General features: G+C 42.8%; 19 protein-coding genes. 11 read left to right on the forward strand and 8 right to left on the reverse strand.

Features of this window, described 5'->3' with window-relative positions; all coding sequences use genetic code 11:
- Positions 1-95 precede the first annotated feature (95 nt).
- Positions 96-1,256, reverse strand: a complete 1,161-nt coding sequence (locus PSYC_RS07345; protein ID WP_011280686.1) for an OmpP1/FadL family transporter — start codon at positions 1,254-1,256, stop codon at positions 96-98.
- Positions 1,257-1,477: 221 nt separating this feature from the next.
- Positions 1,478-1,759, reverse strand: coding sequence for a SlyX family protein (locus PSYC_RS07350; protein ID WP_011280687.1), 282 nt, complete (start codon positions 1,757-1,759; stop codon positions 1,478-1,480).
- A gap of 195 nt (positions 1,760-1,954) precedes the next feature.
- Between PSYC_RS07350 and PSYC_RS07355 the strand changes: the two genes are divergently transcribed.
- From PSYC_RS07355 to PSYC_RS07380, 6 genes are all read left to right on the forward strand, one after another.
- The gene (locus PSYC_RS07355; protein ID WP_011280688.1) at positions 1,955-3,901 is read left to right on the forward strand and encodes an ATP-binding cassette domain-containing protein; all 1,947 of its coding nucleotides are present in this window, start codon (positions 1,955-1,957) and stop codon (positions 3,899-3,901) included.
- A 431-nt stretch (positions 3,902-4,332) separates the two neighbouring features.
- Positions 4,333-4,917, forward strand: coding sequence for a ubiquinol-cytochrome c reductase iron-sulfur subunit (gene petA / locus PSYC_RS07360; RefSeq protein WP_011280689.1), 585 nt, complete (start codon positions 4,333-4,335; stop codon positions 4,915-4,917).
- A 7-nt stretch (positions 4,918-4,924) separates the two neighbouring features.
- The gene (locus tag PSYC_RS07365) at positions 4,925-6,145 is read left to right on the forward strand and encodes a cytochrome b (protein WP_406621539.1); all 1,221 of its coding nucleotides are present in this window, start codon (positions 4,925-4,927) and stop codon (positions 6,143-6,145) included.
- Positions 6,145-6,858: a cytochrome c1 gene (locus PSYC_RS07370; RefSeq protein ID WP_011280691.1), complete on the forward strand. Its 714-nt coding sequence runs from the start codon at positions 6,145-6,147 to the stop codon at positions 6,856-6,858. The genes PSYC_RS07365 and PSYC_RS07370 overlap by 1 nt, the downstream gene beginning before the upstream one ends.
- Before the next feature lie 195 nt (positions 6,859-7,053).
- Positions 7,054-7,668, forward strand: coding sequence for a glutathione S-transferase N-terminal domain-containing protein (locus tag PSYC_RS07375; protein WP_011280692.1), 615 nt, complete (start codon positions 7,054-7,056; stop codon positions 7,666-7,668).
- Between the two features lie 149 nt (positions 7,669-7,817).
- On the forward strand, positions 7,818-8,258 hold the full coding sequence (locus tag PSYC_RS07380; protein WP_011280693.1) for a ClpXP protease specificity-enhancing factor: 441 nt from the start codon (positions 7,818-7,820) through the stop codon (positions 8,256-8,258).
- 88 nt (positions 8,259-8,346) lie between these two features.
- On the opposite strand, the gene dcd is transcribed toward PSYC_RS07380, so the two are convergent.
- Positions 8,347-8,922: a dCTP deaminase gene (gene dcd, locus PSYC_RS07385; protein ID WP_011280694.1), complete on the reverse strand. Its 576-nt coding sequence runs from the start codon at positions 8,920-8,922 to the stop codon at positions 8,347-8,349.
- A 485-nt stretch (positions 8,923-9,407) separates the two neighbouring features.
- Positions 9,408-10,634: an iron-sulfur cluster carrier protein ApbC gene (gene apbC, locus PSYC_RS07390; protein ID WP_011280695.1), complete on the reverse strand. Its 1,227-nt coding sequence runs from the start codon at positions 10,632-10,634 to the stop codon at positions 9,408-9,410.
- A gap of 403 nt (positions 10,635-11,037) precedes the next feature.
- Between apbC and PSYC_RS07395 the strand changes: the two genes are divergently transcribed.
- Complete coding sequence (locus PSYC_RS07395; protein WP_011279666.1) at positions 11,038-11,919, forward strand: IS982 family transposase; 882 nt, start codon at positions 11,038-11,040, stop codon at positions 11,917-11,919.
- A gap of 44 nt (positions 11,920-11,963) precedes the next feature.
- On the opposite strand, the gene PSYC_RS07400 is transcribed toward PSYC_RS07395, so the two are convergent.
- The 3 genes from PSYC_RS07400 to PSYC_RS07410 form a co-directional block, all read right to left on the reverse strand.
- On the reverse strand, positions 11,964-12,764 hold the full coding sequence (locus PSYC_RS07400; protein WP_011280696.1) for a 3-hydroxybutyrate dehydrogenase: 801 nt from the start codon (positions 12,762-12,764) through the stop codon (positions 11,964-11,966).
- Between the two features lie 78 nt (positions 12,765-12,842).
- On the reverse strand, positions 12,843-13,472 hold the full coding sequence (locus PSYC_RS07405; RefSeq protein ID WP_011280697.1) for a CoA transferase subunit B: 630 nt from the start codon (positions 13,470-13,472) through the stop codon (positions 12,843-12,845).
- Between the two features lie 76 nt (positions 13,473-13,548).
- Complete coding sequence (locus PSYC_RS07410) at positions 13,549-14,262, reverse strand: CoA transferase subunit A (RefSeq protein WP_011280698.1); 714 nt, start codon at positions 14,260-14,262, stop codon at positions 13,549-13,551.
- Positions 14,263-14,527: 265 nt separating this feature from the next.
- On the opposite strand from PSYC_RS07410, the gene PSYC_RS07415 reads away from it, so the two are divergent.
- Positions 14,528-15,943 (forward strand): GntP family permease, encoded by a 1,416-nt coding sequence (locus tag PSYC_RS07415; protein WP_011280699.1) that lies wholly within the window; start codon positions 14,528-14,530, stop codon positions 15,941-15,943.
- Between the two features lie 306 nt (positions 15,944-16,249).
- Positions 16,250-18,352: a methionine--tRNA ligase gene (gene metG, locus PSYC_RS07420; RefSeq protein WP_011280700.1), complete on the forward strand. Its 2,103-nt coding sequence runs from the start codon at positions 16,250-16,252 to the stop codon at positions 18,350-18,352.
- A 114-nt stretch (positions 18,353-18,466) separates the two neighbouring features.
- Here the strand turns inward: metG and PSYC_RS07425 are convergent, their stop codons facing one another.
- Entirely contained in the window at positions 18,467-18,904 is a 438-nt protein-coding gene (locus PSYC_RS07425; protein WP_011280701.1) for a hypothetical protein, read from the reverse strand.
- 398 nt (positions 18,905-19,302) lie between these two features.
- Between PSYC_RS07425 and PSYC_RS07430 the strand changes: the two genes are divergently transcribed.
- Together PSYC_RS07430 and PSYC_RS07435 are read left to right on the forward strand one after the other, a co-directional pair.
- Positions 19,303-20,352, forward strand: a complete 1,050-nt coding sequence (locus PSYC_RS07430; protein ID WP_011280702.1) for an ABC transporter substrate-binding protein — start codon at positions 19,303-19,305, stop codon at positions 20,350-20,352.
- A gap of 174 nt (positions 20,353-20,526) precedes the next feature.
- A complete protein-coding gene (locus tag PSYC_RS07435) occupies positions 20,527-21,552 on the forward strand; it encodes an ABC transporter substrate-binding protein (protein ID WP_011280703.1) in 1,026 nt (341 codons plus the stop codon).
- Positions 21,553-21,557: the final 5 nt, after the last annotated feature.

Below are 21,557 nucleotides of genomic sequence, written 5' to 3' on the forward strand. Positions count from 1 at the left end.
TTACTGGCATTTAAACAGGGCATAAAAAAACGACCCATTAAGGATCGTTTTTGAAATTATTCAAATAATCTGATTTAGCGTAAAACCATGAGCTTTTAGTTAAAACTTTGCTTGGCTTGGTAAGATAGTTTCACACCAAGCGCAAAACCATCATTGTCTTCAAAATTACTGACAACAGTTTTATTTGGAATTTGACCTTTTGCATCACCGAACCATAAGTACTTACCACCAGCAGAAATTGCCCAGTTGTCAGTTAAGTTATACTTTGCACCTAAACCAGCGCTATAGTAACCTTCGATAGGACCTAGAGAAGATACTGGGTTACCTGCACCACTATCCCAACCAACTGTACCTGTCATAGCTAATACTGGTGTTAGACGTTTAGCTAGACCTAATTCTACTAACCACTGATCTTCATCATAGCTAACCAACGATAATTTGCTAGCTTGGTTATATAAAGGTGGCACAATTTCAAAATCGCTCCACGGTACCCAGCGTACTTTAGCAGTGGCTAACATAGTAGGATTGATACCGGTCTGGAAATCAAAGTTTACTGACTTAGGAGTAGTGATATCAATTTCACCAACTCTGTTTGCGGCAGCACCTAATGCTGGAAATTTTTCAGAAATTGGTAAAGTATGATCAATTTCTGAGCGATAGGTTAAAGCAGCTTGTAACGCAATTTCAGGTTTACTATAAGCAACACCAGCTAACCAACCATAATCTTGAGCAGCACTGATATGTGCCGTATAGCCATTAGCTGCTTGATACGCATCGCCACGTAATTTCACATCCGCTTGTACACGTTGGGCGACTGGACCACCATATACTTGGAAGTTTTTATTTTCACCAAGTTTTGCGCCCATAATAGCTGTCAGATTTTCTGTACGTACCTCTACATTCGTACCTTCACCTTTCGCATTAACAAACTTATTATCACCACTATATTTGGCTGCCGCACCAAAAGGCTCATCATATAAAACACCAACACTGAACGTATCATTGATATCTGCCTTTACACCATAACGAAAGAAGTCATAAGACTCGGCAATATCATCAATCTCTTTACCTGACGAATCTTTACCAGTGACATCGCCATCAATATAGGTATAAACCGCTTCAGCGTATACACCATCTTGCAAAAATGCGGTGATATCTTGCCCTGAACGATCAAGACCTGCCGCACTCGCGACACTAGCAATAGATAGAGTAGCAATTGCTACCGTGAGGGTTTTAAGATTAAAATTTGCGCCCATTGTGTATCTCCAAACATCCACGTTGTTTACCGTTATCCCGAACTTTGTTAGGTAGACGGTACATAAGGGGAAGGATACTAATATTTTTAGTACACTAAAACAACATTATTTCTCTAATATGACTGGATAGTCACTGCAAGGTAGTTTTTTTCGAAAATACACATATAAATTCATTCAAAATAATTCAGTTTATTCGCTGTTTATGCATGGCGATATTAGGTTTAATAATGGGGTGGTCTATCTGCCATAACATCAAATGGTGCCACGCCTCCTTCTTCATCTTGGCTCTCAACTTGCTTATATATAAACTGCAATTGTCGTTGTAGGGTTTGGATATGCTTATCTTGACGGGTAATGACTTCGTCAAGTCGTTCTACGGTTAGCTCAAGATGAGACATATTCATCTGCAGTTCGACTAATTGCAATTGTAAATCAGCTTGTGTGGTTAAGTTGTCGACTTGAGGATTGGACACATTTTTATTTTTTGGATTAATTTCATTCATGTTTTTCTCGATAATAAGGTACTAGGGCGATGTCTAAGGTGGCGGCAAAATTTTTACGCTATGACATGAAATACTGCTGATTAAATTGTGCTGATAATTCTATTTACGCACACTACAGTTAGGTGGCAGCATGTTATACTGCTGCAAATTTTGCAACAACCCCTACCTCCCTATTATATAAGCTTAAGATACTCTATGGCACTGATACATTTAAAAGATATTCACCTTGCCTTTGGCGTCGCTCCTGTCCTTGATGGTATTGACTTTGCTATCGATTCAGGCGAGCGCGTGTGTTTAATTGGCCGCAATGGCGAAGGAAAATCCACCTTATTTAAGCTAATTAATGGCACACTGTTGCCTGATAGCGGCGAAGTTATTATTAACAACAGTGTGCGCGTCGCCATGCTTGAGCAGGATGTGCCCGAGACGAGCGGTAGAATTTTAGATATCGTTATGGGTGGTAGCAAACGCACTGCCGAGCTGCTGATTAACTATAATGCGCAAACTGATTTATGTGCCAATGGTGACATGGATGCGTGCGAGCGTATGGCAGACTTGCAACATGATATCGATGCGGTACATGGTTGGGATTTGGAGCGTGAAGCCACCCGCCTTATCACCACAATGGGTCTCGATCCAGAAGATGATTTATCGTCACTCTCTGGTGGTCGTAAGCGCCGTGTTTTATTAGCGCGCTCTTTAGTGACTAAGCCTGATGTATTACTCCTTGATGAACCAACCAACCATTTAGATGTTGATAGTATTGAGTGGCTTGAGCGCTTTTTATTAGATTGGCAAGGTCTGACACTATTGTTTGTCACCCATGATAGAGCATTCGTTAATAAACTATCGACTCGTATCATTGAGCTTGATCGTGGTCAATTGACCAGCTATGACGTCACACAAGGTGAAGGCGGCTATGCACGTTACCAAGAGCTCAAAGAGCTACAGTTATTAGCTGAAGAGAAAAATAATGCCAACTTTGATAAAAAGTTAGCGCAAGAAGAAGTTTGGATTCGTCAAGGCATCAAAGCGCGCCGTACCCGTAATGAAGGCCGCGTTCGTGAGCTAAAGGCCTTACGTGAAGAGCGTGGCGACCGCCGTGAGCAAGTCGGTAATGTCAATATTACGATGGGTCAAGGTGAGAAAAGCGGCAAGCTGGTCTGTAAAGTCAAAAACCTACATCTACAGTATGACGACCATGTATTGGTTGATAACTTTAGTACGACTATCATGCGTGGTGACAAAATCGGTATCGTCGGTCCTAATGGTGCGGGTAAAACCACGCTTATTAAAGCCCTACTCGATATGTCAGACGATGATGTGATCAAAACAGGTAGCGTTGAATTAGGTACTAACCTAAAAATCGCTTTCTTTGATCAGCTGCGTGATCAGTTAGATCTTGAAGCCAGTGTGGCGCAAAACGTTTCAGAAGGCTCTGACTTCGTCGAAGTTGGCGGCCGCAAGACGCACATTATGAGCTATCTGCAAGATTTCTTATTTGCCCCAGAGCGTGCACGTACGCCCGTAAAAGCGTTGTCAGGTGGTGAGCGTAACCGCGTGCTACTTGCCAAGCAACTCTTAAAGCCTGCCAATATCCTTGTGCTCGATGAGCCAACCAACGATTTGGATATGGCAACGCTTGAGTTATTAGAAGAATCAGTAGCAAGCTTTGGTGGTACGATTCTATTGATTAGTCATGACCGCTCATTTATGGACAACGTCGTTACCTCTACTTGGGTGTTTGATACTGATGAAGATGGCAAAGGAACAGTCAGCGAGTATGTCGGTGGCTATCAAGAGTATTTGGTACAAAAGAATCGCGAAGAAGCTTCTAAAGCAGCTAAATCTTCTAGTAGTAGTAATACCGCCAACAGCAAATCTGCCAATAAATCAGCGGCAGTAGCGAAACCTAATAACGCCGCTAAAAAGCTCAACTTTAATGACCAGCGTGAACTTGATGCGTTGCCAAAAGAGATTGCCGCTTTAGAAGCGGAACAAACTCAGCTAGAAGAAAAGCTGGCGGATGGGTCATGGTTTAATCAAAACTTTGATGCAGCAACGGCTGCTAGTGAGCGTTTACTCGCTATTGAAGATGAGATGATGACTAAGCTTGAACGCTGGAATACGCTCGAGAGCTAATCTAAGTCTTTACGCATGCAATTATCATCATTTTATAATATAAAGTGGTGATAATCGCGTCACAGCGACTTACAAAGTAGTGATGTGCTGAAAGTTAGTGAACATTGTCGTAATTTCAAGTATCATTCGCTATTGCTGAATACCCTTATCATTTACAAGGTCATTATTCATAACATTTTTGTTGAGATAAAGCCGGCGTTAAACAATGATAATCAAGATGTTATGTCTTGATTGTCTTGTTTAACGTTGTAGCGTGCCCTATCGAGGTTGCTTTATTTTTAACACAATAATTTATTTTATGACCAAAATAGCTTAGAATAGCAACAATTAGCAAAATTAGGCACAGCTAACGTGGCTTGATAATTGTTTCTATTCTAAGCCACAAACCCAGTGTGGGATAATCCCATTTCATTCACCTGGAGGAAGTATTAATGAGCCATGCCGAAGGCGTTAACGTACAACGCCGTAGAGTTCTTATTGCCTCGACTGCCGTAATTGGTGCAGCTGGGGTAGCTGCTGTGGCAACACCTTTTGTCCGCTCTTGGACCCCAAGCGCTAAAGCTGAGGCTGCCGGTGCGGCAGTGACCCAAGATATTGGTTCTATCGAAGCAGGACAAATGATTGTCATCAAATATCGTGGCAAACCTATCTTTGTGGTTAAGCGTACTGAAGAGATGCTGACGTTGCTTGAGTCAGTAAAGCCATTATTGTCTGACCCTGATTCTGATGCCTCTTTGCAACCTGAGTACTGTAAAAATCCTGAACGCTCTATCTCGCCAGAAATATTGGTGGTAGAAGGCGTCTGTACGCATTTGGGCTGTGCACCAAACTACCGTCCTGATGTTGGCGCAGCCGATTTAGGTGGTAATGACTGGTATGGCGGTTTTTTCTGCCCCTGTCATGGCTCTAAATACGATTTAGCGGGTCGCGTTTATAGTGGTGTACCTGCACCGCTCAACTTACCTGTCCCAGATTACAACATGGATGGTACCATCTTGACGATTGGGGAGGCTTAATATGAGCATGGGTAAAAAGTTAATGCATTGGGTGGACGCGCGCTTTCCAGCGACCGAAACCTATGAATATCATATGTCAAAGTACTATGCACCAAAGAACTTTAACTTTTGGTACTTCTTTGGCGTGCTATCGATGGTCGTACTGGTCAACCAATTGGTGACTGGTATTTGGCTAACGATGATGTACAACCCAAGTTCAGAAGGGGCATTTGCCTCTGTTGAATACATCATGCGTGATGTCAAGGGTGGCTGGCTCATCCGTTATATGCACTCAACCGGCGCATCTGCGTTTTTCGTCGTAGTTTACTTGCATATGTTTAGAGCCTTGCTATACGGTTCATACCAAAAACCACGTGAGCTGATTTGGCTCATCGGTATGGGTATTTACCTAGCATTGATGGCAGAAGGTTTCTTCGGTTATCTACTCCCTTGGGGCAACATGTCATTCTGGGGTGCTCAGGTTATTCTAAACTTACCTGCAGCTCTACCAGTTATTGGTGACGGGCTTGCTGAATGGGTTCGTGGTGATTACATTATTTCAGGTATCACTCTAAACCGCTTCTTTGCTCTACACGTTGTAGCGATTCCGCTGGTACTTGTCGGCTTAGTCTTTATGCATTTAGTGGCACTGCATCATGTGGGTTCAAACAACCCTGATGGTATTGACATTAAGAAGCTAAAAGATAAAAACGGTGTGCCATTAGATGGTATCGAATTCCATCCGTACTACACCGTACACGATATGGTTGGTATCGTTGTCTTCTTTATCTTGTTCTTTGCTGTGGTATTCTTCTTCCCAGAAGGCGGCGGCTTCTTCCTTGAGCCACCAAACTTTGAGACAGCAAACTCATTGAAGACACCAGCGCATATTGCACCGGTATGGTACTACACCCCTTTCTATGCCATCCTACGTGCCGTTCCTGATAAGCTTGGTGGTGTTATTGCGATGGGTGCTGCTATTGCCGTATTGTTCTTGATACCATGGCTGGATAGATCGCCTGTACGCTCTATACGCTACAAAGGTATTTTGTCTAAGATTGCTCTTACTGTCTTTGCCATTAGCTTTGTTGTATTGGGTTACTTAGGTGCGACACCAACGACGCCAACAGCCACTCTTATGGCTCGTATATTTACGATTCTATATTTCTTGTTCTTCTTACTGATGCCGTTTTACACTGCCATTGAGAAGTGTAAACAGCCACCAGAACGCGTTACCGGAGGTCACTAATGAGCACGCTAATTAAATCCCTAGCAGGTTTGGGCTTAGGCGCGGCATTAACTTTGACTGCTGGTAGCGCTCTAGCGTCAGGTAGTGGCTGCGGTACGTTTACCAATGCTGAGGGTGTTGAAGAACATCTAGCTTGTAGCACAGCTCCTATTGATTTTACCAATAAGGGTTCATTACAAAACGGTGCTAAAACGTTTATGAATTACTGCGCTGGCTGCCATTCAGCAAAGTACGTTCGTCATTCGCGCATTGCCAAAGACCTAGAAATACCGCCTGAATTGGTTGAAAAGTATCTGATGGTCACCACCGATCAAATTGGTGAGCATATCAATGCTGAGATTGACCCTGAGATTCAAGCGTCTTGGTTTGGCGCAGCGCCTCCGGATCTGTCACTTGAAACAAGACTGCGCGGCGATGATTGGGTTTACACTTACCTCTTGTCTTTCTATGAAGATCCAAGCCGTCCTTGGGGTGCTAACAACTTAGTGCTACACAACGCGGCAATGCCTCATGTCTTGCATAACATGCAAGAAGAGCTGAGTCAGGAAGAGTTTGAATCTGAAGTAGGCGACTTGGTTAACTTTATGGCATGGATGGCTGAGCCTATTCGTCATGACCGTAAAGTCATTGGTTTCTTTGTGATTTTATTCTTACTTGTCTTATTGATTCCAGTTTACTTGCTCAATAAAGAATTCTGGAAAGATATCAAATAAGTAATACTGAGAATTTATCAGTCAAGCAATATATTGGTATAAAAAAGCACTACTTCGGTAGTGCTTTTTATTGTTTAGACTACTCATAAATGAGCATCTAAAAATAAGCGCAGTGGCAATGTTTACGCATGCTACCTTGATAAACACAGCAACATTGTTTACGATGACAGGCTTTACTATGAACATTAGGCTTTCATGATTGATGCGAATGACATTCCAAGTAGTCAGCTAATTTTATACGCTGATGACGGCTACAATAGTCATGTGGTACGCCTATTACTTGAAGAAAAGAAGCTCGCTTATTACTTATCACGGCTACACTCTGAGCGTCCTGAGGATTTGACCGAGCTAAACCCTTATCATACCTTACCTGTCCTGCAACAGCGTGAAATTGCACTTTATGAGATAAATGTAATCTTTGAATATCTTGAAGAGCGTTACCATGCCAATAAGCTCCTGCCTGACACACCGCAAGAGCGGGCACAATTTCGCCAGTTAGCTTGGCGTATCCAACGTGATTGGTTGGTGTTGGGTAAACGTCTATTGATGCACCCTGACAGTTTTAATAAGGCTCAAGCCGCCAGCGCTAAAAAACAGCTGAGCGATTCTCTGATTACTCTATCGCCGTTATTTGCTCATAAACCTTATTTTATGGCGGACGAGTTTGGCTGGTGTGATGTATTGCTAGCGCCTTTATTATGGCGATTGGACGAAATGGGCATTGAGCTACCACGCGCTATCAGTCGTCCCCTGTTTGATTATCAAACTCGAGTATTTGAGCGTCAAAGCTTTCAAAAAAGCGTGCGCTAATTAGACAAAGCGTGATGACTGCCCTAAAATAGACGCTATTAAAAAATGACTTATTTGTTATCAATCACTAAAAACTGTAAACCAATAAAAACTTGTGGCAAATATCTTATTGATCATTACCTAATACCCTTATGATAGGAAACCAAAATATGAGCGAAACCACATCTATAACCCCAACTCGTCCTTATATGGTGCGCGCCCTTTACCAATGGATAGAAGACAATGCGCTGACGCCGTATCTGATGGTTGATGCGACTGCTGATAACCTGCAGATTCCAACGGAGCACGTGCAAGATGGTCGCATCGTGCTCAATATTGCCAGCCGTGCCACCGGTAATATGAGTATGAAAAATGACTATATTCATTTTAGTGCACGCTTTGGTGGGGTATCACAAGATATTTGGGTGCCGTTAACGGCAGTGCTCGGTATCTATGCAAAAGAGAACTCACAAGGGATGTTTTTCGATCCTAATGAATATGATGACTATGTGCCTGAAGAGGATGCCGTTGCGAGTAGCAGCTCTAAAACAAAGGTTGCCACTCCTAAGCCCAAACGTGATAATAAAGCCGGTTTAAAAGTCTTAAAATAACAAAATATACCTCATAAAAAAGCTGAGCATATTAAATATGCTCAGCTTTTTTATTGCCAATCTAAAAGGACTATAATCCTAAAAACGATTACGTTCTTGGTAAGGTAACACCGCGTTGACCTTGGTATTTACCACCACGATCTTTATAACTGGTCTCACAGACATCGTCCGCATCGCTTTGGAAAAACAGCATTTGCGCAACCCCTTCGCCAGCGTAGATACGGGCAGGCAGATTGGTCGTATTACTAAACTCCAAGGTCACATGTCCCTCCCACTCAGGCTCAAGTGGTGTGACGTTAACGATAATACCGCAGCGGGCATAGGTTGATTTACCTAAGCAGATAGTCAATACGTCGCGTGGAATACGGAAATACTCCATCGTACGTGCCAATGCAAAAGAGTTCGGCGGAATAATGCACTCGTCGCCGATGATATCAATAAAGCTCTTTTCATCAAAGTTTTTAGGATCTACGATCACTGAATGCACATTGGTGAAAACTTTAAACTCAGGCGCGCAGCGTACATCATAACCATAGCTTGAAGTGCCATAACTGACCAAACGCTCACCGGCGTCATTAAAACGTACTTGACCCGCTTCAAACGGCTCAATCATGCCGTGTTCTTCAGCCATTTTACGAATCCAGCGGTCAGATTTGATAGACATCATTGTTCCTTAGCAAATATTTAATAGCGATTATGACAACAGTATTTTGATAGCGACGATTATACGGAATTGATGGCCTGATTTATAGACTTAGCCGCACTTTAAAACCAATTCTATAGTAGATCCACTGTAAAACCGATACAGCGTGACTGGGATGAATTTTTCGTAGCCTCTGTGATAGCAACAAGCAAGAGAAGTTTATACCAGTCGCACCTCTTTAATAACGTATCGATTTTATTTTGAACCGACTATATGTAATAGACATCGCTTGCTATAGTTGAAATACTTTAAAGTCGCTACCGTATTGCTGGTGTAAATTTTTTGCAGCCTCTGTCTGCGTAGGCACAGCAAGCAAGAAAAATTTGCACCAGCAATACGGGTTGTATCGATATTACTTTTCACCGACTCTACTACTTTTTTATAATAGCAAACGATAGTCTCTTGATTATGCAAACGTCATGACTTTCAGCATTAAAGCTTAGTTATTAAAAAATACGCTTATCATCGACCGGTTTAGCAAACTTATTAATATTGGTTTCAATATTTTTAGCAATGCTCAAATAGTAAGACGCAAACTCATCATCTACTAAGACGCTTGGCTCGCCTTTATCTACTTGTGCACGAATAGCGCTTGCCAGGGGCAACTGACCTAGCAGCGGCACTTGATATTGCTCAGCGATTTTCTCGCCACCGCCTGTACCAAAGATGGCTTCGGTATGATTACAATTGCTACAAGTGTGTAGCGCCATGTTTTCAACCACGCCAAGTACAGGAATATTGGTTTTATTGAACATCTCAATGCCTTTTTGCGCATCAAGTAACGCAATATGCTGCGGCGTCGTCACAATAACAGCGCCCGTTACCGGAATACGCTGAGCAAGCGTGAGCTGAATATCACCGGTACCTGGTGGCATATCAATCACTAGGTAATCTAACTGTGGCCAATTGGTTTGATTGTATAGCTGCATCAATGCCCCTGTGGCTTTTGGACCGCGCCAGGCGACAGGCGTATTGTCACCATCAAGTAAGCTACCAATCGATAACATCGCTAGTCCATGCGCATTGATAGGCACAAATTGCTCATTTTCAAGCTCAGGTCTAACACTACCCACACCTAGCATCGCTGGCATACTGGGGCCATAGATATCAGCATCCAACACCCCAACACGATTGCCAAGCTTTTGTAATGCCAAGGCGATATTGACAGTGGTGGTTGATTTACCCACACCGCCCTTACCTGAGGCAACTACAATAATATGACGAATGCGCGGATGAGCGGACAACGAAGCTTGGGTTGGCGCAGGCTTCGTGATAGGTGGCTCAGCATTTACCGTACTATCATCACTCTTGGCGACAGGCTTACTCTGACTGTCCATCGCATTGGTGGTTTTTGGCATTGCTTTCGGTAAATTTGCTTCTGCCCCTTTCATCGGCGCTGATATCCGTACATTCATATGAATGGTTTGAATACCGTGCGGCTGTAATAGCTGCCCAAGCGCTTGCTGAATGCTCTCAAGATCGCTTTCATGTGGCAGACGCAACTCTAATGTCAGCTCACCACCATTACGCTCAAGCCCAGTGACCATCGTCGCAATACTGGTATCACCAACATGATAACCCAGCAGCACTTTATCAATGGCGCTATCACGCGCGGCTTGCTGCTCTGGAGTTTCCGTTTGTGCGGTGGGTTTTTTCTTCATAAAATTAAACATAGCGACCGTGACTACCTATACAAGTGGGTTGGTATGCTAAAAAATACCATGAACTTTTTAGCTAAACCTTTTATCGTATTAGTGTAGCTCAATTGCAAGCATAAAAAAACTATGATGCTAGTAAGACGGCCTTTTACGTAACGCTTCTAGCCTGTAATGTCGTTAGCTGATAACTCTCTTGTAGAATCCTTGAACCAATGGACAAAAATACCAGCCAAAATACCCGCTTACGGTACAACACTCGAATACTGATAAGCTAACAGACCAAGCGATTTCTTAATTCATATTCTTAATTCATATTCTTAATTCATATTACCCCACTCTCAACTTCGAAAGTGATTGAAAAAAGAAGAGCATCTCACTAATCTATTGTTTTCGACCAAGAATACAACGGAGTCATGAGATGCCCATAGACGAATTTATCATCAATATCTATTTAATGGTAGAGCAATATTACAAAATAGTCGTTACTGAACCCTTGCGAGGTGCAGGTTACGCGCCAAAGCTGAGTGATCCTGAGATCATTTGCATGGAACTGGTCGGTGAATTTTTAAACCTTGATCAAGACAAACAGATTTGGCAATATTTTACCCAGCACTGGCAAGCCTGGTTTCCAGCCATAGGCTCATATCCTAACTTCGCAAAGCATTGCGCGAATCTGTGGCAAGTCAAACAGCGGATACAAGATAACGTCAGTCAACTTGAGGGCCGTGACAACATCCATTTTATGGATGGTTTTCCGATACCCGTCTGTCATTATGGACGCGCTTATCGGCATAAAAACTATCAAGACTTAGCGGCTTTTAGCTACTGTGCGGCTAAGCAAGAGAGGTACTATGGCTTTGAAGGACATTTGCTTGTTAACTTATCGGGCATGATTAAAGGCTTTACCTTTGCTCCTGCCAATGTTGATGAAAGAGCGGTTGCGCCTGATATTACTGACAATATCTATGGTTTGCTCGGCGCTGATAAAGGGTATATCAGCCCTAGTCTCACTCAGTACTACGACGCTCAAGGAGTGGATTTACAAACGCCACTCAGAGCTAACATGAAAGAGGATAGACCCAAACCTGTGGTAAAACGGCTAATGAAAGCCCGCCGTATCGTTGAAACAGTCATTGGTCAGCTATCAGAACGATTTAATATACAAAGGGTACGAGCAAGAGATTTATGGCATTTGTCTCATCGATTGATTCGTAAAATTCTGTCACATAATCTATGCTTTGTACTCAACAAAAAACTTGGTAACCCGCCACTTCAGTTTGAATTGCTTATTTCAAGTTGAGAGTGGGGTTTCATATTCTTAATTCATATTCTTAATTCATATTCTTAATTCATAAACCAGCCGTGGCTTGCAACAATTGATTGTCCGGTAAAGACATTAGTTGGGAACGCTGCTAAAAATAAGGCCAACTGGGCAATATCATCGACAGTGGTGAACTCTTTATCAACGGTATTAACTAGCATGATGTCATTCACCACAGACTCTTCACTGATGCCTTTTTCAGCCGCTTGCTGTGGGATTTGTTTTTCGACCAAAGGTGTTTTGACGAACCCTGGGCATATTACATGCGAGCGTACATTATGAACAGCGCCCTCTTTTGCCAATACCCGACATAGACCAAGCAGACCATGTTTGGCGGTGACATAAGGCGCTTTAAATAATGAAGCTTCATGCGAGTGCACAGAACCCATATAAATAACGGTGCCACCTTTATCGTCTTTATACATATGCTGTATGGCAGCTTTGGTGGTCAAAAACGCGCCATCGAGATGAATGGCGAGCATTTTTTTCCAATCTTCAAACGCCATTTTATGGATGGGATCAATGATTTGAATGCCGGCATTAGAGACAAGAATATCAATACCACCAAAGGTATCGACCAATCTTTGAACACCGTCATTAACAGCAGCTTCAGACGTTACATCCATCGCAATCGCAAGGGCACGCCCGCCTGCTGCTTCAATAGCATCGACGGTTTTCTGAGCAGCCTCAAGATTGATATCTGCAATACCAACCGCAGCGCCCGCCTTGGCATAAGTTTCGGCAATATCACGTCCGATACCGCTGGCAGCGCCTGTGACCAATGCCACTTTGCCGGTCAAATCCTGTTGCAATTGGGTCGCCATATATTGTCCTTAATAATGAGAGCGTTCAGCATCTAACCTTTACGAGCGTGCATACAGAGCAATGCTTAGTACGCTTTTTTATTGGATAATGGTCACTGGGGTTTTCTCTTGTAACTCATCAAAGCTAACACCCTCTGCTAGCTCAACCAATTTTAGACCGTTGTCAGTCACATCGAGTACGGCAAGCTCTGTGATGATGCGATCAACGACCCCTTTACCCGTCAGTGGCAACTCGCAATTGGCAAGGATTTTTGGCTCGCCGTGTTTGTTGACCTGCTCCATCAAAACAATCACGCGCTGCACGCCTGCGACCAAATCCATCGCGCCGCCCATGCCTTTGACCATCTTTTTCGGAATCATCCAATTTGCCAAATCGCCCTGCTCTGAGACTTCCATCGCACCCAATATCGCAAGGTTGACATGACCGCCACGAATCATCGCAAACGACTCTGAGCTACTAAAATAACTGGCGCCTGACTCGGCAGTGACCGTCTGTTTACCCGCATTAATCAAATCTGCATCGACGTTTTCTGCAGTAGGAAACTCGCCAATACCTAATAAGCCATTCTCTGACTGTAGCCAAACATCGACATCTTTAGGGATATAGTTTGCAACGAGCGTCGGTAGACCAATGCCTAAGTTGACATAATAACCGTTTTGTAACTCTTGTGCGGCACGCTGTGCCATCTGCTCTCTTGTCCATGCCATAGTAATTTCCTTAATTTTTACGATATTCTAGTATTATCAATTTGATCATTTATGAATTGTGGTGCAAGCGCAATGACTAAGCGCCTTCGACAGCTTTAGTCGTGGTTTTTTCGATACGTTTTTCAGGATTGCGGTTCAATACGATACGCTGTACAAAGATACCTGGCAGATGAATCTCATCAGGATTTAAAATGCCTGTTTCTACAATTTCTTCAACTTCAACAATGGTAATCTTGCCTGCCATCGCACAGTCTGGATTAAAATTACGAGCGGTTTTATTAAAGATTAAGTTGCCTGCTTTATCCGCTTTTTGCGCTTTAATTAATGACACATCAGCACGCAATGAATGCTCAAGCACATAAGTGCGCCCATTAAAATCACGCGTCTCTTTGCCTTCAGCAACTAAGGTGCCGACGCCAGTTGCCGTGTAAAATGCCGGAATACCTGCACCGCCTGAACGTAGCTTTTCTGCTAGTGTACCTTGCGGAGTCAGTTCAACTTCTAACTCGCCTGCTAAGTATTGGCGCTCAAACTCTTTATTTTCACCCACATAAGATGAGATCATTTTTTTAATCTGACGCGTTTGTAACAACAACCCTAAACCAAAGTCGTCAACGCCAGCGTTATTACTGATACAGGTCAAATCTTTAACCTCACTATCACGCAGCGCTTCAATCAATGCTTCAGGAATACCGCATAGACCAAAACCACCGATGGCTAGCGTTTGTCCGTCACGCACAACACCGCTCAGCGCCGCTTCTGCGCTGTCATACACTTTTGATTGACTCATGCTTATCTCCTTGCAAGTATCATTTTTATTATTTACATTGTTCATTAGAGGTTTTGCTCATTCAAGCAAATACTTGGCTATTAATCGGGTTTATATTTAAAGTAATACATTTTATATCACTATAAAATATAGAGTACAGCTGTAATAACTTAACATATAATTCTAGTAGCGACTAGAGAATAATCAGTTGTTATGTTTAACTTTATTGACCTATTTCCCTATACCCTGCATACTTTCAAGCTTAACTTAGCCAAGGAGGGCGGTCATGTTTAGTACACTTGCTATTATTATTACTTTATTACTCTTGATGTTCTTTGCTTATCGCGGTTATTCCGTACTGATTTTAGCGCCGATTATGGCAGCTTTAGCAGTACTACTTTCAGGTGATTTTTTAAGCAGTATTCCTGCCTATACCGATGTCTTTATGGGCGCATTGAGTGGCTTCCTACTCAAATTCTTTCCTATCTTCTTATTAGGCGCACTCTTTGGGCGTTTGATGGCAGACTCTGGAGCGGCAACAGCGATTGCCAATACCGTGGTCGAAAAGCTTGGTGCCAGTAAAGCGATTTTGGCGGTCATCTTAGTTTGTGGTATTTTGACCTATGGTGGTGTGTCGCTGTTTGTTGTGGCATTTGCTATCTATCCAATCGCCAAAGACTTATTTAAAGCTGCTGATATTCCTAAGCACTTGATTCCAGCAGCGATTGCACTAGGTTCGTTTACCTTTACCATGACGGCATTACCTGGCACGCCTGCCATTCAGAATGCTATTCCTATTCCTTACTATAATACCAACGTATTTGCCGCGCCTATTTTGGGTCTTATTGGTGGTACGATCATGTTTGTCTGTGGTTGGTTATGGCTGCAATCACGAGCCAGAAAAGCCAATGCTGCTGGTGAAGGTTATGGTCAGCATGATGAGAGTGATGTGGGCGGTGTTGGTGGAGCGACGGCAGAGACCGACTTGCTTAGTACGCATCATACCTCATTCACTGTTGCGATGATTCCACTGATAATGGTCATCAGTTTAAACGCTTTATTGACTTATTTCATCTTTCCATCGATGGACTTTAGTGGTCTACAGACTCAGTTCCCAGATTTGAATATCGCAGGCTCGCTCGGGCTATGGTCGATCATCATCTCATTGGTTGTGGCTTGTATCGTACTAATTGTCATGCGCCTCGGTCATTGGACGAATTTACAAAAAACCATTAACCGTGGTACTTATGACTCGATGTTACCGATTTTTAACACCGCGTCGGAAGTAGGCTATGGCGCAGTTATCGCCTCATTGGCAGGCTTTCTTATCATTCGTGATGGTATCTTAAACCTAACGCCAGACAATCCACTAATCTCAGAAGCAGTCGCTATGACCACGCTGGCTGGTATTACTGGCTCATCATCTGGTGGTTTGAGTATCGCCCTATCCACCTTGGGTGAAGACTATCTAAGAATGGCAGTGGCTGCAGGTATTGATCCAGAGCTGATGCACCGAGTTGCTGTCATGGCAGCAGGGGGTTTGGATACCTTGCCACACAGTGGTGCGGTCATTACCTTACTGGCGATTTGTGGTCTGACGCATAAACAGTCCTATTTGAACTTAGCAATGGTCACCATAATTATTCCACTGATTGCCGTAGTCGTTGTCATTACCTTGGGCACGATGTTTGGTTCATTTTAATCTTGATATTTATCAACATTAAAACATACTGATAATCAGCTGTTATAAATGACCGTTAATAAAAGACATACAAGTATTATAACGCGCTACTGAAATTAATTTTTCTTGCTTGCTGTGCCTACGCCGACAGAGGCTATGAACCATTAATTCCAGTAGCGCGGTACTCTTTTAAAAGTGGAACAACTGTAGCGCTGATTACCGTATTAATTCAGAAGGAATATCACAAATTTAGCCGAATTACGGTATCATAGGCACACTTTTTCAATTTCTATTGATAATCAATCCGTTTATATAAAAATATAGGTGATGAAAGTGCGTGAGATTCTAGTAACCAGTGCCCTGCCCTACGCCAATGGTGACATCCATTTGGGGCATCTTGTAGAGTATATTCAAACTGATATTTGGGTGCGATCGATGAAGGCGCAAGGTCATAAGGTGACTTATGTCTGCGCGGATGATGCTCATGGTACTGCCATCATGCTCAAAGCCGAAGACAATGGCGTGACGCCAGAACAGCAAATTGCCAATGTACAAGCCGCTCATGAAGCCGATTTTGCTAAATTTTTGATTAATTTTGATAACTATCATTCAACGCATTCAGAAGAGAATCGGGAATTCTCCGAGCTGATTTATCGTCGCCTAAGAGACACGGGGCATATCTCTACTCGTGATGTTGAGCAGTTATTTGACCCTGAAAAACAGTTGTTTTTAGCAGACCGTTTTGTCAAAGGCACTTGCCCTGAATGTGCTGCGCCCGACCAATATGGCGATAACTGTGAAGTCTGTGGCACCACTTATGACGCGACAGAGCTCAAAGATCCGTACTCTACATTATCAAATGCGACGCCTATTCTAAAAACCTCAAAGCATTATTTCTTTGACTTACCAGAGTTCGAGCAATTTTTAAAAGATTGGACGCGCAGTGATAATCGCTTGCAAGTTTCAGTTGCCAATAAACTGCAAGAATGGTTTGATGCCGGTTTGACCAGTTGGGATATCTCACGCGATGCGCCCTATTTTGGTTTTCAAATTCCAGATACGCCAAGCGATGAGCCCGATAAATACTTTTATGTGTGGCTAGATGCGCCTGTCGGTTACATGGCAAGCTTTAAGAACTTGTGCGACAAGCGTGCTGGTACCGATGATGCGTTAGATTTTGACCATTATTGGGCGCAAGAAAACGAGCATAAAACTGAAGTTTATCACTTCATTGGCAAAGATATTGTTTACTTCCATGCGCTATTTTGGCCTGCGATGCTTGCCGGTAGCGAACTCCGTACACCAACAGCTGTCTTTGCTCATGGCTTCCTAATGGTCAATGGCGAAAAAATGAGTAAGTCGCGCGGCACCTTTATTAAAGCCGACACTTACGCTGAGCATTTACATCCTGAATATCTGCGCTATTATTTCGCCAGCAAATTGTCTGACAAAGTCGAAGACATCAACCTAGATTTAGAAGACTTTATGCAAAAGGTCAATTCTGACCTCGTTGGTAAAGTGGTCAATATCGCCAGTCGCAGCGCTGGTTTTTTGCTCAAAAAATATGACGGCATGCTCACAGACGTCTGTGCTGAGCCAAGCTTATTAGAAGATATCACCAAGACTGGTGATGAGATTGCTGCCGCTTACGAGAACCGTGAGTTTTCACGTGCTATGCGTCTGATTATGCAATGTGCTGATAAAGCCAATGAATATATTGATGAGAAAAAACCATGGGCGCTTGCCAAGGTTGAAGGCGCAGAGCAAGAAGTACAAGATGTCTGCTCAGTGGCAATCAATATCTTCCGTCAATTGATGGTATATCTTGCCCCTGTCTTGCCTGAGCTGACTGCCAATGCCAAAGAATTTTTAAATATTAATGATTTAAGCTTTGCTAGCAGAAATGAGTGGTTGCTTGGTCATCAAATTAATAAGTTTAAGCCGCTTATGCAGCGTATTGATGAAAAAGATGTTGCTGCAATGGTTGATGCATCAAAAGCCTCATTGACACAAGTAGATGCGCCTACCGCTAGCCAAGACGATAAAATGGTAGCAAAAAACACCGCGCCCGCAGCAACGCCGAGCAGTACTGAACAAGCAGACTATATCGGTATTGAAGACTTTGCCAAAGTTGAGATGAAAGTGGCTCATGTTATCGCTTGCAGTTATGTTGAAGGCGCGGACAAATTGCTTCAGTTCACCTTAGATGTGGGTGAAGCGCAGCCGCGTAATGTCTTTAGCGGTATTCGTAAGTTTTATGAGCCTGAGCAATTGCTAGATAAAAAGGTCATTTGCGTGACCAATCTGGCACCGCGTAAGATGAAATTTGGTATATCGGAAGGCATGATTCTGTCTTCAGGCGATCCAAAAACCCAGTTAACGGTGGTTACTTTACCGGACAACTGCGTGATTGGAGATTTGCTTGCCTAAAAACGTTACATTAATTAAGTAATAATAAAAGAACAACCATAAAAAAACGGTCGAAACAGACCGGTTTTTTATGGAAATTGATTTATAAAAATGGATAAAAAGTAAGCTTTATATTCATTTACTCAAAATATCAATAATCTGCAATGTATCATTAATCACCGTCACAACTTGATTTTCTGGCGTACGAATACGAACGTAACCGTCCTCATTACGGTTTAAAACTACCGAACGGTCATAAACGTCTCTATCAATCTTGCCGACCACTCTGTAATCATATTTATCAAGACCACGCTTAAATGAGGCGTTAGGGTTAGCATGGTGATAAGCGTTAATGTTAGGTTGGGCGTTGCTGCTATAGCCATTTTTGAATTTGTGTTTTTCTGACTGGTGAGGCTTGAGCTGTACTTGTACATCCTTATCTTTACTGACATAAGCAGCTTTGCCCTTGGCATGCTCATTACCGTGACCATCTTTTGCCATAGCAGGTAAGCCAATCAATGAGGTAGCAGTAATACCAGCGATGGTTAATAACTTAAGATTAGTAGTGTTCATAATGTTATCCTTAAAATATTCATTTGAAAAAGATTAAGTAGATATTAGAGTCTGTTGAACATTTACCACGTCAGCATAATAATGATATGAACTTTAGACTCACTATAACTTTCGTATAAAAATTAGCTTACGTTAATTATAAAGTGCATTCGTAATAGCGACATTGCTGGTTTGTACGTTTTTTAATCATAGTTTTACCAAATAAAACAGTCAATACTTGGCTTAATAACACCCGTGACGAATACGCTTTAATTTTTTATTGCGATAAATTACATTACTGTCATAATATAAACATAATGATCAATGGATTGATTACTTTGATGTTAGCCCGTTATCTCAGCACTCACATAACATTGACTCGGGTAACCTGCACTTTCTAATCTACGAGCCACCATAAAATGACCTTTGCTACTACTTTACGCTTTAGCCTATTTGGTGCTGCGATGAGCGCCGCGCTTGGATTATCAGCCTGCTCTAAACCTGCAGACACGGCAACGAGCGCCGATGACAGTGTCACCACTGCTCAAAAACCTGCCAAAACCTTGGCAATTACTCAAATCGTTGAGCATCCCTCATTAGATGATATGCGTCGCGGCATTATTGATGAGCTGGCAGATAACGGTTATGTCGAAGGTCAGAATTTAAAGGTTAATTTTCAAAGTGCGCAAGGCAATACGGCAACCGCCGGACAAATCGCTAAGCAGTTTGTTGGCGACAATCCTGATGCCATCGTTGCAATCTCAACCCCATCAGCACAATCTATGGTCTCTGCGACCACGACCATACCGATTATATATACCGCCGTCTCAGACCCACTGGGTGCCAAACTTATCACCGCAGATGGCAAACCTTTTCAAAGCAATTTGACGGGTCTGTCAAGCCAATTACCACTAGAGCCGCAGCTAGATTTGCTTCAAAAAATCAAGCCCAACCTCAAAACGATTGGTTATGTATACAGTCCTGGTGAAGCCAACTCTGTATCCTTACGTGATGAGCTAAAAAAAGCGCTGCCAGCACGCGGTTTATCATTGTTGGACATTCCAGCCAACCGTCCAACCGATATCGGTATGGCGACACGCAGCCTACAGGGACGCGCGGATATTATTTATACCTCATTTGATAATAATGTTGCCTCAGCATTTGAAGCCATGGTGCAAGCGGCCAATGAGCTAAAGCTGCCTATCGTTGCCTCTGATGAATTCAGTGTACAACGCGGTGCAACTGCAGCACTTGGCGTCAATGATTATGACTTTGGTCGTACGACAGGTAAAATGGTTTATCGCATCTTAAATGGCGAGGCGGTCAAGACCGTTAAGCCTGAAGTCATGAATGAATTGACGCTCTATGTCAGCCCTAAACATGCTAAAACGCAAGGCGTGGTATTGTCAGATGAGCTGCTAAAAAATGCTATTAATGTCGATAATAAGGCAAAAAATGCCAGAAAATAATCACTGGCAGATAATCACTGGTAGATAATCACTGGTAGATAATCACTGGCAGATAAGAATGAATACACAGTAGATAACTTATAGCAATTAATGTTTATAACCGCAGTATGCAAGGCCCTTTATTTATCTTTTATATAATGTACGGACATATTATTATTTTCAGGAGTAAGACCCATGTTGTATCAGAATCGTTTTGCCAAAGCTCTTTTATGGGGCGGTGTTTGTACCGCTATTTTGACTGGTTGTAATCAGCCTGCTAAAGAAGGTACCTCGACTGATAGTACTGCGGGTGCCGATACCACAACGGAAATGAAAACGGTTGCTATCACTGCTATCGTTGAACATCCAGCACTTGATGATGTACGTAAAGGCGTGATCGATGAGCTAAACGCTGCCGGCTTTAAAGATGGCGAAAACTTGAAAGTCAACTTTCAAAGTGCCCAAGGTAATACTGCTACCGCCGGTCAGATTGCCAAGCAATTCGTCGCAGACAACTCAGACGTTATCATTGCTATTGGCACCCCATCTGCGCAGTCAGTAGCTGCTGCAACCAGTAGTATTCCGTTAGTGTTTTCAGCAGTTACCGATCCGGTTGAAGCCAAACTGGTATCAAAGCTTGATGGTTCTGGCACCAACGTCACTGGTGGTTCTGATGCGCTTCCTTATGAGCCACAAATCGAATTGATGCGCCAAATTATTCCTAGCTTAAAAAACGTAGGCTACGTTTATAGCCCAGGTGAAGTCAACTCAACGATTATTCTAAAAAATCTAAAAGAGAAACTGACGCCACTTGGTATTAAAGTACATGAAGCCCCTGCCCAGCGTAGTACTGATATTGCCATGGCAGCACGCAGCCTAGAAGGTAAGGTCGATATGATCTATACCTCAACGGACAATAACGTGGTTTCAGCTTACGAGTCACTATATCAAGCCGCTAAAGAAAGTAAGATTCCACTACTCGCCTCTGATACCAGCTCAGTTGAACGCGGTGCCATCGCAGCATTAGGCGTCAACTACTATGATCTTGGTCGTGAAACTGGCAAAATCGTTGTACGCATTTTAAATGGTGAAAAAGCAGGCGCAATTCCAGTATATACGCCAAAAGTTCTTGACTTATATGTCAGTCCAAAACACGCTAAAGAGCAAGGCATAACTTTACCGCAAGCCGTTATTGATAAAGCAAAAGAAGTGGTAGAATAACTGCT

Source organism: Psychrobacter arcticus 273-4, assembly GCF_000012305.1.
In the GTDB taxonomy this organism is placed as follows: Bacteria; Pseudomonadota; Gammaproteobacteria; order Pseudomonadales; family Moraxellaceae; genus Psychrobacter; species Psychrobacter arcticus.

Coding starts and splice junctions, on each gene's coding strand:
- PSYC_RS07345 (WP_011280686.1), bottom strand. CDS start 1,256: ATGGGCGCAAATTTTAATCTTAAAACCCTCACGGTAGCAATTGCTACT.
- PSYC_RS07350 (WP_011280687.1), bottom strand. CDS start 1,759: ATGAATGAAATTAATCCAAAAAATAAAAATGTGTCCAATCCTCAAGTC.
- PSYC_RS07355 (WP_011280688.1), top strand. CDS start 1,955: ATGGCACTGATACATTTAAAAGATATTCACCTTGCCTTTGGCGTCGCT.
- petA (WP_011280689.1), top strand. CDS start 4,333: ATGAGCCATGCCGAAGGCGTTAACGTACAACGCCGTAGAGTTCTTATT.
- PSYC_RS07365 (WP_406621539.1), top strand. CDS start 4,925: ATGGGTAAAAAGTTAATGCATTGGGTGGACGCGCGCTTTCCAGCGACC.
- PSYC_RS07370 (WP_011280691.1), top strand. CDS start 6,145: ATGAGCACGCTAATTAAATCCCTAGCAGGTTTGGGCTTAGGCGCGGCA.
- PSYC_RS07375 (WP_011280692.1), top strand. CDS start 7,054: ATGATTGATGCGAATGACATTCCAAGTAGTCAGCTAATTTTATACGCT.
- PSYC_RS07380 (WP_011280693.1), top strand. CDS start 7,818: ATGAGCGAAACCACATCTATAACCCCAACTCGTCCTTATATGGTGCGC.
- dcd (WP_011280694.1), bottom strand. CDS start 8,922: ATGTCTATCAAATCTGACCGCTGGATTCGTAAAATGGCTGAAGAACAC.
- apbC (WP_011280695.1), bottom strand. CDS start 10,634: ATGTTTAATTTTATGAAGAAAAAACCCACCGCACAAACGGAAACTCCA.
- PSYC_RS07395 (WP_011279666.1), top strand. CDS start 11,038: ATGCCCATAGACGAATTTATCATCAATATCTATTTAATGGTAGAGCAA.
- PSYC_RS07400 (WP_011280696.1), bottom strand. CDS start 12,764: ATGGCGACCCAATTGCAACAGGATTTGACCGGCAAAGTGGCATTGGTC.
- PSYC_RS07405 (WP_011280697.1), bottom strand. CDS start 13,472: ATGGCATGGACAAGAGAGCAGATGGCACAGCGTGCCGCACAAGAGTTA.
- PSYC_RS07410 (WP_011280698.1), bottom strand. CDS start 14,262: ATGAGTCAATCAAAAGTGTATGACAGCGCAGAAGCGGCGCTGAGCGGT.
- PSYC_RS07415 (WP_011280699.1), top strand. CDS start 14,528: ATGTTTAGTACACTTGCTATTATTATTACTTTATTACTCTTGATGTTC.
- metG (WP_011280700.1), top strand. CDS start 16,250: ATGAAAGTGCGTGAGATTCTAGTAACCAGTGCCCTGCCCTACGCCAAT.
- PSYC_RS07425 (WP_011280701.1), bottom strand. CDS start 18,904: ATGAACACTACTAATCTTAAGTTATTAACCATCGCTGGTATTACTGCT.
- PSYC_RS07430 (WP_011280702.1), top strand. CDS start 19,303: ATGACCTTTGCTACTACTTTACGCTTTAGCCTATTTGGTGCTGCGATG.
- PSYC_RS07435 (WP_011280703.1), top strand. CDS start 20,527: ATGTTGTATCAGAATCGTTTTGCCAAAGCTCTTTTATGGGGCGGTGTT.